Origin of the sequence: Alkalihalobacillus bogoriensis ATCC BAA-922, assembly GCF_000621445.1 — a bacterium.
GTDB lineage: Bacteria > Bacillota > Bacilli > Bacillales > Bacillaceae_F > Bacillus_AO > Bacillus_AO bogoriense.
Genome location: NZ_KK211277.1, coordinates 352,821 through 365,250 on the forward strand (window position 1 = coordinate 352,821; position 12,430 = coordinate 365,250).

A 12,430-nucleotide genomic window follows, 5' to 3' on the forward strand; every position below is an offset into this window, starting at 1 on the left:
TGTATTAATAAAAACGGCTATATTTGCATTTAACGAAGTTTTGTTCGTTTCATAATAAATATATAAAGCTTTTAAAAAAACGCGGAGCGTCTTTTTTTTATACAAATTCACTCTATTAAGAAAATCTTATCGTTAATTAAATAACCGGCCCCATGTTTGTGGTCCAACAATTCCATCAACAGTAATACCTTCACTTTGTTGGAATTCTCTGACCGCACGTTCAGTCACTGGACCATACAGCCCATCTACTGGAACCCCTAGTTCCCTTTGTACGCGTTTTACATCATCACCTTGCACAAAAGGTCTCCTTAATGTTAATAATCTCTCATATCGAGCAGCTGTGTTTCTTACACGGTCTAACGCTCTCCATGTTTGTGGACCTACTATCCCATCAACAGTTAAATTTTCCCGCCGTTGAAACTCTCTTACTCTACGATCTGTTTCTGGTCCGAATAAGCCATCGACCATTGCCCCTGTTTTCCGCTGAACTTCTTGAACATCCTCTCCACGCATAACAGGAATAACATAGCGAAGAAGTCTTCGCGATTCATTAGTAAAACTAGGTTCACGATAATCTGGCTCATCTGTAGGGGAGCCGTGCTCAATTTGGTCTATTGGTGTTTGTGCATCACGTAAAGCTGCTCTCGTTTCTGGACCAACAATACCATCTACGCCGATATTCGCGCTTCGTTGAAATCGAACAACACCATCATAAGTAAGCGGTCCAAAAATGCCATCAATCGGCCCTGCATCAAATCCTAACTCTGTTAATCGCTCTTGAAGCGCCCTCACATCATCGCCTTGGTCTCCTCTAGATAAAAAACTCCGTTGTCTTGCCCCTGCGACATATGTTCGTGAAGGAATCGCCCCTTGTGGCAAGTCTCCTCGACGATTGTATAAAGCATTACGAAATCCGTTCATGCTAACAGACGGACAAGGCTTCCATGAATATCCAGGAAATTCAATATGTCCTAACACATCTTCAATCGCTAAGTTTAATTCATCAATTAAAGACAATGTTAAATCAAGGGTTGCATTTCGTTGAGCAGCTTCTAATGATTGAGTACGAAAGTCTCCAACCATACAAATCCCAACCGCTCTTCCATTACTATTTCCGACGTGATAACTGACAACTTCTAAATCATGACATTTGCTAATCGAGCCATCTTTATCAACAACATAATGATATCCAATACCAGGCCAGCCAAGTTGATTTACATGGTATCTGGCAAAAGCTTCAGCACTTCCAGATGTTGTCGCACTATGGTGAATGGCTATGTTTGTAATAGCTGAACGTGAACGACGACGATAATTACGGCTATTATGACGAGCTAATGAATTTCGCTTATCGATTATATTCATATTATCACCTCATACTATATATATAGGCGATGCCCCAAAGAGGTGATAATGAAAAAGAAAAAAGTACAAACTCTAGCCCTACTTTTTAAAATCCCTCACTACTTCAATATTGTAAACATTAAAAAAAGGAGTGCTATTCAACTATGGATAGCATTCCTTTTCTCTTACTTCGTATTACCAATATTATTCTTTAATTCCTAATACACGGTTCACACGTTTCGTTAACATTTTCATTCCGCCACCACCTGCTTGAAAATGGCGTAATTGACCTTCTTCATCAAACACATAGTATGCTGGTACATATTCATTTTCAAACGCATCGGTGATTTTATGTTGATTATCAACCGCAATCGTTTGGGTAATATCATGTTCAGCGGCCACAGCTTTAATTTGTTCAAGGTCTAAATCTTTTTCTGAACGTGGCATATGAATCGCAATGACATTCAACTTATCTTGATATGCATCACGAAATTCATTTACATTTGGCATTGCTTCTTTACAAAGTCCACAAGACACAGACCAAAAGTGGATAAGTGTCGGCTTATTCCCGATTAACTCTTCTCGTTTCACTTCTCCATTAAGCCATTCTGTTGCTCCAGATAGTTCAGGTAATTGTGAGCGTAATTTAAGTGCCATTTCTAGTCCCTCCATTGTTCAATTAGCAAAAAAGGTCTAACAAAATGCTAGACCCTCATTCGCTTTAATTTCAATTATTCTAGATTATACGTTTAATGTTTCTTGACCAGGTTTCCAGTTTGCTGGGCAAAGTCCACCTGTTTGTAGTGCTTGAAGAACTCGAAGTGTCTCATCCACATCACGACCGATGTTATTATGATTAACAACGGAATACATTAATTCGCCTTCTGGACTAATGATGAATAATCCACGAAGAGCAATACCTTCTTCTTCAATTAATACACCATAATCACGAGAAACTTGGTGGTTCGTATCTGCAGCTAATGGATACGCTAAATCACCTAGACCATTTTCGTCACGAGCTGTGTTAATCCATGCTTTGTGCGTATGAACCGTATCTGTAGAAACCCCAATTACTTCTGCATCTAAATCTTCAAACTCATCATAACGATCGCTTAAAGACGTAATTTCAGTTGGACAAACAAAAGTAAAATCCATTGGGTAAAAAAATAATACCGTCCACTTTTCATTTTTCATGTTTTCCTCGAGACTTACTTTACCAAATTCCTTGTTTGGTAACACTGCTTCCATTTCAAAACGAGGAGCTTGCTTTGCAACCATTCGCTTATCTGACATATGTACATACCTCCTAAAAAAACTTGTCATATTACATTGATATTATAAGAGAAGGGTTTTTGTTAGTCAATGATAGTTAAAATTGTCTGAATGTGCTAATGATGCCCAATTTTATAATTATCACTATATAATTATATCCAGTAACAACAGTTATAAACAGTAATCTAGTAGTATATTCGCATTTTTTTCTCTTAAAGATTTAACTTGAGATTTTTTCATTTTTAATGTGTTACAATTTTTTTAACTTTGTTTTAGTTTAGTAAAAGTCGAACCGTTTGAAAACAAAAAAAATTGGGTAATGTTTTAAAGTAGATTGGAGTGGATACCTATGTTTGAAAGTGAAATTGTTATTAATTTTCTTAGTGGAGCCGTCCTAATTATTGGACAACTCCTATTAACGATTATTGTCTTTTTTATTGCAAGATCTATCGGAAACAAAGTGATTTCACGTGCGTTTTCAAAGATGGCAGAACAACGAAATGTAACACAAGGTCGGATTATTACCCTTGAAAAATTATCAAAAAACGCCTTGTCTTATACGTTATTTTTTGTATTTGTCACTATCGTATTAACGATATTCGATTTAAATCCTGCTGGTTTAATTGCCGGTGCTGGTGTTATTGGATTGGCTGTTGGTTTTGGAGCCCAAGGATTAGTGAGCGATGTAGTAACCGGATTTTTTCTATTATTAGAACGTCAAGTTGATGTAGAAGATTATGTTACGATTGGTGGATTAGACGGGATTGTTGAAGAGGTCGGGATCCGAACGACCAAAATTCGTGGGTTTGATGGCACTCTCCATTATATTCCTAACCGTGAAATAGGAAGTGTCAGTAATCACTCTCGAGGAAATATGCGAGCCCTTGTTGATATTAGCATTTCTTATGATGATGACATTACAAAGGCGATGGACGTATTGCAAACGGTTTGTGATAAGCTCGCTTTAGAAATGGAAGAAATTGTTGAAGGGCCAGATGTTGTTGGTGTTCAAGCTCTCGGTAGTTCAGATGTAGTATTACGAATCGTATCAAAAACAACAAATATGAACCAATGGGCCGTTGAAAGGCGATTACGGAAAGAAATTAAAGAAGCATTCGATGCAAATGGGATCGAAATTCCTTTTCCGCATCAAGTTAATATTACGAAAAGTCAATAAAAGTCAGGATGTCACAAAGAGTTATCTCTTTGTGGCACTTTTTTTTTAAAAGAGTTTCTAATTGGATTTCAGGTGAAATGCCTACACATCTACAATTTCATTTCATATTGTATACTATATTGGGACAATTTCAGGGAGGAATTGATATGGAAATCAATCAATCAAGTCAACAAAAATTAATTGAAATGGTCGTAGACAATGTATTGAAAAAGCATGATGTAAAAACAAAGTCTGTGAATTTAGATGATGAAGAAAAGGAAAAAATTAAAGGCATCGTATTTGATATACAAAAAGAAGTAGAAGGTTTCTTAGAGAATCAACAAAAAGCAAAAACAGAAAAGGATTTTGAACAACAAATAGATTCGACACCTACTTTAGAGCAACCACAACCAGAAGCTCCAGTCCGAAAGCAATTTATGAGTGACAATGACGTTAGTTCAGTTAAGACATTTGTAAACAAAAAAGATAATTAAATGTCTATGGCCATTCTCAGAGTTGAGAATGGTCATTCTTTATTCTTTCATTAAAAATGTGCATTTACACTAGGGTATATGTCCACTCCGTCTCACCTATCCCTACATATGCTGAATTAGAAACTGAAAGGAGGAATTTAAAAAAATGAACCAAGAAGTATATCGCTCATCTGACCGAAAAGAAAAAAAATGGTCTGCATTAGATCCAAAAACTTCTCATCCACTATGCCCTTCTCCAAAAGAGGAGGACGTTGCGCAAGAAGCTACTCAAGCAAATAAAACACTACAGCTCTCTGAAGAATATATTTTAATTAAAGATTCTTGTGATGTAACGGTGACAACAACAGATACAAAAGCCGCTGTTTCACTCCAAGCATCATTACAAGCGGCGATTGCGATTGTCATTAGCATTTCAATTGCAGACAGTGCGACTGCAGAACGCATTACACAAGAGCTTTTACAAACAGCAAAAGTAAAACAAATGACGTACCAAAAAACAATTATCGAAAATTCTCGTAACGTTGATGTAACGACAACAGACACACAAGCAGCTATCAACATCCAACTATTACTTCAACTTTTACTCGCATTACTTGTTAAACTTGATATTTTATAAACAAGTAATGTAAATGTTTGGTTGCTTCTTTCACAAAAACATAAGCAGGCTTTTTTCGCCTGCTTATGTTTCATTTTTCGGTCATTATTGGCTTTGTTGAATGCGAGCTTCAACCGTTTGACAAATCTCTTCAGCTGTTTTTCCATCTGCTGTAATAACAGAACCATTTGTAACTGTATTTTGGATTCCCATCACATTTTGGTCTTGTCCAGTTATGACGCAGCAGTCACAACCTTGCGCATCTTGTTCTTGTTTTAATTGAATAACATCATACCCTCTAGCTTGAAGTTCTTGTTGAACGTCAGTTAATGATTGCTCGACACCGATTCGTGGCATCAAAAACACCTCCAAATGTATAAGTAAATATCTTGTATGTTACACTGTTAGTATGGATTATTGAAAGTAAACTATACAATTTTTACATATGAATGAGAAAAAGAAAAGTCCGTTAAGAAAGGACGAATAACCTTTTTAATGGACTTAGAACGTTTTACATATTAGACTGCTTATACGTAATATAAGAAATTAAATGTTCAATGGCTGTTTCAATTGCCTTTTCATCAGGGTTTAATTTTGCATCATGTAAACCGTATGCACTATTCACACCTAACCAAAACATAAACCCTGGTATCTCTTCTAGAAAATACCCAAAATCTTCGCCTGTCATTGCTTCTTGACACTCGATAACAGTTATATTTTCCGCCTTTTTACTAAACTCGATAAACTCTCTGGTTAACGTAGTATCATTATACACTTGACAGTAGTTAGCTCCATAGTCAATTGTTGCTTTACAAGAAAAACCAACTTCGACACCCGATACTAACGCTTCTATTCTGGCTTTTACTTTTTCCATAGACTGAAGCGAAAGAGTACGGATCGTCCCTTCAATCCTAGATTTTTCAGCGATAATATTTTGCTTTGTTCCCCCACTAATCTTTCCAATTGTGACCACGGCAGAGTCTAGCGGGTCGATATTTCTTGAAACAATCGTTTGGAGTTGGGTTACTAAGTGTGCCGCACAAACGACCATGTCATTTGCTGTATGCGGATAGGCAGCATGCCCTCCTTTCCCATGGAGGTCAATAAATAACTCGGACGTATTCGCAAAGAGTAGCCCTTCTTTTGTTGCTATTGTACCAACAGGATATTCTGGTGCGATATGCAAAGCAATCATTTGAGTCGGTCGCCATTTGGCGAACTCTTCACTCTCTAACATCGGCTTGGCACCACCTGGGCCTTCTTCTGCTGGCTGGAAAATAAATAATAAGCTTTCTTTCGGACGATGCTTAGCAAAATGAGTTAATAACCCAAGTGCAATACTCATATGAAAATCATGCCCACAAGCATGCATATTCCCTGGATGATGAGAAGTGAAGGCATACCCTGTTTCTTCTTCAATTGGTAACCCATCAATATCTGCACGATAGCCAATGACACCAGTCGGTTCAGTTCCCTCCACCTTTACAAGTATTCCTGTTTTCCATGTATTCACTTCAATAAATTGTTGTGGAAGCTGTTTAATATAGTTTAATAAATATTGTTGAGTTTTCACTTCCTGGAACCCTAATTCAGGAATTTCGTGAAGTTGTCTTCGAATTTGGACAAATTGCTCAAATCGGCCCATTATACAGTCTCCTTTTGAATTGTCTCGACATTGGCAAGGAATCTATCAATAAACTCGTCGACTTCTTCCCTTTTTAATGTTAGAGGAGGCAATAATCGCATAATCGTTTGTTGCGTCACATCTACTAAGAACCCATCAGCTAGCATTTGTTTTTGTAACTGTTTCGTTTTTTCTGGAGAAAGTCGTGTAACAACCCCTAACATCATCCCTTTTCCACGAATACTGTCAATAACTTCAGGATACGTATCTTTTATCACTTGAAGCTTATCCCATAAATATTCACTTTGTACATTTGCTTCTTCTAATAGCCCTTTTTCTAGTAAAACGCGAAAAACAGTATTTCCTAACGCTGCGCTTAACGGAGACGGAGCAAACGTAGTTCCGTGATCACCCGGCTGAAACAAGTGAGCTAACGACTCAGAGACAATAATTCCTCCTAAAGGAAGACCACCGCCTATCCCTTTAGCAAACAATATTAGATCTGGTGAAACATTCGCATACTGATAAGCAAATAACTTTCCTGTTCGACCAATCCCAGTTTGGATTTCATCCATACAAAACAGAACCCCATATTGTTTGCATAACTGAGCTACATCCGTTAAATATTTAACATCAAGAGGAACAATTCCACCAGAACCGAGAACAGGCTCCATTATAATTGCGGCCGGCTGTTCTTTTTCCATAACCATTTCAAGCTGCTTTAAATCATGTGGTGGTACTTCATATACTGGTGTTGAAGTCACCGGAAAGTCCTGATATACACCTGGCTGTCTCGTCAGTTTCAACGCTCCTAATGTTCGGCCATGGAAACTTTTTTCTAATACGATGACACCAGCTTTCGGTTCTTTTTGTTCTTTTGTCCACTTATGTACAAGCTTTATAGCTGCTTCTGTCGCTTCTGCACCGGAATTTGTAAAAAACACTTTGCCATTTGGTAATGTATGCGTCACTAAACGTTCTGCTAACTCAATCGCTGGCTTGTTCAAAAAAACATTTGAGATATGTAAAAACTTTTCTGCTTGTTCTTTTATCGTTTGAACGATGTCAGGGTGAGAATGGCCAAGCACATTAACAGCAAGTCCTGTAAACAAGTCTAAATATTGATTTCCCTCTGTATCAAATAAATAATTTCCTTCACCTTTTTCTATCGCAATTGGCATTCGATTATATGTTGCCATCATATACGTCGCATCACGCTCTTGCCAGTTCGTCAATTCATTACACCTTCCTTTTCTATTTAATAAGAGGATGTCCCAAAAGGTTCTTTCACCCTTTGGGACATCCTTAATTGTTTAGTTATCTTCGTTTAAACGGCGTAATTCTTGTTTAATTTCAGTTTTGCCTTTTGTTTTTTCATCAATTTCTTTAATGACACGTGCTGGCGTACCCGCTACAACAGTGTTTGGAGGTACATCTTCTGTTACAATAGCGCCTGCTGCAACAACAGCGCCTGCTCCAACGGTTACTCCTTCTAAAATAACAGCATTTGCTCCAACTACGACATTGTCTTCAATGACAACTGGCTTTGCAGAAGGTGGTTCAATTACACCAGCTAAAACAGAGCCTGCACCAATATGACAATTTTTCCCTACTGTTGCACGTCCACCAAGAACAACATTCATGTCAATCATTGTGCCTTCTCCAATGACAGAGCCAATATTAATACTTGCCCCCATCATAATAACGGCATTATTTCCAATTTCTACTTGGTCACGAATAATTGCACCAGGCTCAATTCTCGCTTGAATATTTTTCATATCAAGAAGAGGAATCGCAGAATTGCGTCGGTCATTTTCCACAACATAGTCTTCAATTTTTGCTTCATTTGCTTTTATAGCAGCTTCAATTTCTTTCCACTCACCAAACAATACGCCCGTATTTCCATTTATGAACGATTTTGTTTCTGCTCCAAAGTCAATTCCTTGTAATTCACCTTTAATATGTACTTTTACAGGAGTTTTCTTTTCACTATTCGAAATAAATTGAATAATTTCGTTTGCATCCATCATTTTCATCTGTTTGTTCCTCCAATGTCAATATTTATTCTCTTCTTATAATAGTGATAGATTAGAAAAAATGCAATCCGTAAGCCGTATTATGACCGAAAAACTTCTAAGTCATCCTAGTGAAGAAAAAAAGCTGTTTTCACAGCTCGTAATGGACATCTTTTCCGCTATTTTTCGAATCAATCACGTTTGTCATGTGCTATCGGACATCTTTTCCGTTACATAAGTCATTTGACATATCTTTCCCTTTATTTCAGCTCATTAACGGAACAGATGTCCGTTAAAAATAGAAAACATTCCTTTTTTAATGATATAACGGAATAAATGTCCGTAATGATAACAGACAATTTCGTTATAATAGAAAAGTGTCTGAAAGCAGAATGCCATCTTCATCTGCATATACATAGTGGCCCGGTTCCCAACAGACACCAGCAAAAGACAGAGGGACTTGAGTTTCTCCTTCTCCTTTTTTTATACTTTTAAATGGGTTCGTACCAATCGCAAATAGACTAGTATCCATGTTATTAATCATCGCACTATCCCGGATACAACCATATATAATAACACCTGCTAGCTTCCTTTTAACCGCAATATCAGCTAAATTATCTCCCATTAAAGCACAACGCGTCGACCCACCACCATCAACAACAAGGACACTATGTTCTGGAATTGCTTCAAGTGCTCGTTTCACTAACACATTGTCTTCATATACTTTTACGGTATAAATTGGCCCGAAAAAAGCCGATTTCTTTCCATATTGTCGAAAAAGTGGATCAGCCACTTTCAGTTTATCACGAAACTCATCACAAAGATCCGCTGTTTGAAATTGCCTACTCATTTTTTATTCCTCCTTATACTAAAACTTGCCTTTTTTGGCATAGTTGTTATTCACACAGTCGCAAAAAAGAAAGTAGGGAAAATTAATCCCCTACTTTTCCCGCTTATTTTTGAAACTGAGCTTCTTCTGTTGATCCTTTTAATGCAGTTGTTGATGATGTACCACCAGAAACAACTTGTGCTACTTCATCAAAATAACCTGTTCCAACTTCACGTTGGTGGCGAGTCGCTGTATATCCATTTACTTCACTAGCAAATTCCGCTTGTTGTAGCTCTGAATATGCACCCATTCCTCTTTCTTTATAACCACGCGCAAGCTCAAACATGCTATGGTTTAACGCATGGAATCCTGCTAACGTTACAAACTGGAACTTATAACCCATTTTCCCTAGTTCAACTTGATATTTCTCAATCGTTTCTTTATCAAGATTTGCTTCCCAGTTAAATGATGGTGAGCAATTGTAGGCTAACATTTTTCCAGGGAATTTAGCGTGAATCGCATCTGCAAATTGTTTTGCTTCTTCTAAGCTTGGTTTTGACGTTTCGCACCAGATTAAGTCAGCATATGGTGCATAAGCTAATCCACGAGCAATCGCTTGGTCAATTCCCGCATTTGTACGGTAGAATCCTTCTGCTGTTCGCTCACCTGTAATAAATGGAGCATCAACAGGGTCAATATCACTTGTAATTAAATCAGCTGCATCCGCATCTGTTCGAGCAATAAGAACAGTAGGAACACCACTAACATCAGCAGCTAGACGAGCTGATACTAAATTACGAATAGCCGTTTGTGTTGGGATTAATACTTTTCCACCTAAATGTCCACACTTTTTCTCAGAAGCTAATTGGTCTTCAAAGTGAACGCCTGAAGCACCGCCTTCAATCATTCCTTTCATTAATTCAAAAACATTTAACTGACCACCAAAACCAGCTTCAGCATCAGCAACAATTGGAGCAAAATAATCAACATCACCATTGCCTTCCATATGTTGAATTTGGTCAGCACGTTGCAATGAGTTATTAATTCTTTTGACAACTTGAGGAACACTATTTGCCGGATATAAACTTTGGTCTGGATACATTTGTCCTGCAATGTTAGCATCTGCTGCAACTTGCCATCCGCTTAAGTAAATCGCTTTTAGGCCTGCCTTTACTTGTTGAACAGCCTGCCCCCCTGTTAGGGCACCTAACGCATTAATATAAGGCTCATTATTGATTAAGTTCCAAAGTTTTTCAGACCCTCTTCTAGCTAACGTATGTTCAATTTGAACAGAACCACGAAGTCGTACAACGTCATCAGCACTATAAGGTCTTTCAATCCCTAACCATCTTTCATTCGTATCCCAATCAAATTGCAATTCTTTCACTTGTTCTTCTCTTGTCGTATTGTTTGTCATATACTCCATCTCCCTTTTCATCTTTTTTATTATTGAATACACTCATAACCAGGAACTGTTAAAAACTCTTCAAACTCATCATTTTCAATAAGTGAGATAAATAATTGACTTGCCTCATCAAATCTTCCGCTCTGGTAGACCCCAACCCCCAGATTTTCTTTGATTTTTTCCAATTCTTCTTTTTGTAATTGGTGTACAAGTTCTAATGTCACTTTTTCTCCTGTATTTAAAACACCTTTAGGATGACGAATCCATTGCCATACTTGCGCTCTTGATATTTCCGCTGTTGCTGCGTCTTCCATTAAGTTATTGATTGGAGCAGCCCCGTGCCCGCGCAACCAATATTCGATATATTGAATTCCAACACTAATGTTTGTTCTAAGTCCGTCCTCTGTAATCGTGCCTTCAGGTATTTCAATTAAATCTTCGGCACTTACATTGACATCCTCACGTTTTTTATCAATTTGATTTGGTGTTGGCATATACTTGTCGAATACTTCTTTCGCTACAGGAACTAACGCGGGATGTGCAACCCATGTTCCATCATGTCCGTTTGTTGCTTCTCTTTCTTTATCTGCGCGAACTTTTGCAAACGCTTCTTCATTCGCTTTCTCATCATTTTTCACTGGGATTTGCGCAGCCATCCCCCCTATAGCTGGAGCGTTTCTTCTATGACATGTTTTAATCGCTAATGTCGAATACGCTTTCATAAAAGGGACAGTCATAGTCACTTGTGAACGGTCTGGTAAAATGACGTCCGGATGATTTCGAAATCTCTTTAAGTAACTAAAAATATAATCCCATCTTCCACAATTTAACCCTGCTGAATGTTCTTTTAATTCGTATAAAATTTCATCCATTTCAAACGCTGCCATAATCGTTTCGATTAATACAGTTGCTTTAATTGTTCCTTCAGGGATAGAAAGCTCTCGTTGAGCATATACAAAAATGTCATTCCACAATCTAGCTTCTAGGTGACTTTCAAGTTTCGGCAAGTAAAAGTAAGGTCCTGAACCATTTTCAATCAATGTTTTTGCATTATGATAAAAATAAAGTCCAAAATCTACTAAACTACCTGAAATCGGTATTCCATCAAACGTAATTTGCTTTTCTACTAAGTGCAATCCTCTAGGACGAACAACTAAAGTCGCAATTTCATCTTTAAGTTTGTATTCTTTCTGAGTTGCTTCATTAACAAAACGAATGTTTTTTCGAATCGCATCACGCAAATTGATTTGTCCATTCATATTGTTGTCCCATGTTGGTGAGTTGGCATCTTCAAAATCCGCCATAAACACTTTTGCACCAGAGTTTAAAGCGTTAATAATCATTTTGCGGTCCACTGGTCCTGTAATTTCCACACGGCGATCTAGCAAATCCGATGGCAATGGAGCAATTTCCCACTCACTTTTTCTGATCGTCTCTGTTTCGGGCAAAAAGTTTGGCATGATCCCTTTATCAATTTCTAGCTGTCGTACTTGCCTTCTCTTTAGGAGTTCAACTCGTCTTTTATCAAATCTCCGAACCAATTTTTCTACGAACAAAAGAGCTTCTGGCGTCAAAACCTCTTCATAACGATTCACATGGTTTATTTCCAAACTCGTTTTTATCTGATTCACACTTTCCTCTCCCTCCATTTTAGTTACTGTAGTAATACAGTTTTTATTTTATAAATTTATAATATAAC

At 37.6% G+C, this 12,430-nt stretch carries 13 protein-coding genes; 3 read left to right on the forward strand and 10 right to left on the reverse strand.

What is annotated here, in order from left to right:
- Positions 1-132: 132 nt before the first annotated feature.
- The 3 genes from T323_RS28090 to T323_RS0117605 form a co-directional block, all read right to left on the reverse strand.
- Positions 133-1,362 carry a peptidoglycan recognition protein family protein gene (locus T323_RS28090; protein WP_051556585.1) on the reverse strand — a complete coding sequence of 410 codons (1,230 nt, stop codon included), beginning with the start codon at positions 1,360-1,362 and terminating at the stop codon, positions 133-135.
- Between the two features lie 183 nt (positions 1,363-1,545).
- Positions 1,546-1,998: a TlpA disulfide reductase family protein gene (locus T323_RS0117600; protein ID WP_026674459.1), complete on the reverse strand. Its 453-nt coding sequence runs from the start codon at positions 1,996-1,998 to the stop codon at positions 1,546-1,548.
- A gap of 84 nt (positions 1,999-2,082) precedes the next feature.
- Positions 2,083-2,634, reverse strand: a complete 552-nt coding sequence (locus tag T323_RS0117605) for a peroxiredoxin (protein ID WP_026674460.1) — start codon at positions 2,632-2,634, stop codon at positions 2,083-2,085.
- Positions 2,635-2,962: 328 nt separating this feature from the next.
- On the opposite strand from T323_RS0117605, the gene T323_RS0117610 reads away from it, so the two are divergent.
- The 3 genes from T323_RS0117610 (at position 2,963) to T323_RS0117620 (ending at position 4,879) form a co-directional block, all read left to right on the forward strand.
- Positions 2,963-3,790: a mechanosensitive ion channel family protein gene (locus tag T323_RS0117610; RefSeq protein ID WP_026674461.1), complete on the forward strand. Its 828-nt coding sequence runs from the start codon at positions 2,963-2,965 to the stop codon at positions 3,788-3,790.
- Positions 3,791-3,936: 146 nt separating this feature from the next.
- Positions 3,937-4,263, forward strand: a complete 327-nt coding sequence (locus tag T323_RS0117615; RefSeq protein WP_026674462.1) for a hypothetical protein — start codon at positions 3,937-3,939, stop codon at positions 4,261-4,263.
- 145 nt (positions 4,264-4,408) lie between these two features.
- The gene (locus T323_RS0117620) at positions 4,409-4,879 is read left to right on the forward strand and encodes a spore coat protein (protein WP_026674463.1); all 471 of its coding nucleotides are present in this window, start codon (positions 4,409-4,411) and stop codon (positions 4,877-4,879) included.
- Between the two features lie 84 nt (positions 4,880-4,963).
- On the opposite strand, the gene T323_RS0117625 is transcribed toward T323_RS0117620, so the two are convergent.
- The 7 genes from T323_RS0117625 to aceB form a co-directional block, all read right to left on the reverse strand.
- The gene (locus tag T323_RS0117625; RefSeq protein ID WP_026674464.1) at positions 4,964-5,215 is read right to left on the reverse strand and encodes a YkuS family protein; all 252 of its coding nucleotides are present in this window, start codon (positions 5,213-5,215) and stop codon (positions 4,964-4,966) included.
- 154 nt (positions 5,216-5,369) lie between these two features.
- Positions 5,370-6,503 carry an N-acetyldiaminopimelate deacetylase gene (locus tag T323_RS0117630; RefSeq protein WP_026674465.1) on the reverse strand — a complete coding sequence of 378 codons (1,134 nt, stop codon included), beginning with the start codon at positions 6,501-6,503 and terminating at the stop codon, positions 5,370-5,372.
- The gene (locus T323_RS0117635; protein ID WP_026674466.1) at positions 6,503-7,717 is read right to left on the reverse strand and encodes an aspartate aminotransferase family protein; all 1,215 of its coding nucleotides are present in this window, start codon (positions 7,715-7,717) and stop codon (positions 6,503-6,505) included. Before T323_RS0117635 ends, T323_RS0117630 begins: the two co-directional genes overlap by 1 nt.
- Before the next feature lie 78 nt (positions 7,718-7,795).
- Positions 7,796-8,518 carry a 2,3,4,5-tetrahydropyridine-2,6-dicarboxylate N-acetyltransferase gene (gene dapD, locus T323_RS0117640; RefSeq protein ID WP_026674467.1) on the reverse strand — a complete coding sequence of 241 codons (723 nt, stop codon included), beginning with the start codon at positions 8,516-8,518 and terminating at the stop codon, positions 7,796-7,798.
- Positions 8,519-8,861: 343 nt separating this feature from the next.
- Complete coding sequence (gene rraA, locus T323_RS0117645) at positions 8,862-9,347, reverse strand: ribonuclease E activity regulator RraA (RefSeq protein WP_026674468.1); 486 nt, start codon at positions 9,345-9,347, stop codon at positions 8,862-8,864.
- 103 nt (positions 9,348-9,450) lie between these two features.
- On the reverse strand, positions 9,451-10,743 hold the full coding sequence (gene aceA / locus T323_RS0117650; protein WP_026674469.1) for an isocitrate lyase: 1,293 nt from the start codon (positions 10,741-10,743) through the stop codon (positions 9,451-9,453).
- A gap of 29 nt (positions 10,744-10,772) precedes the next feature.
- On the reverse strand, positions 10,773-12,380 hold the full coding sequence (gene aceB, locus T323_RS0117655; RefSeq protein WP_084309313.1) for a malate synthase A: 1,608 nt from the start codon (positions 12,378-12,380) through the stop codon (positions 10,773-10,775).
- Positions 12,381-12,430: the final 50 nt, after the last annotated feature.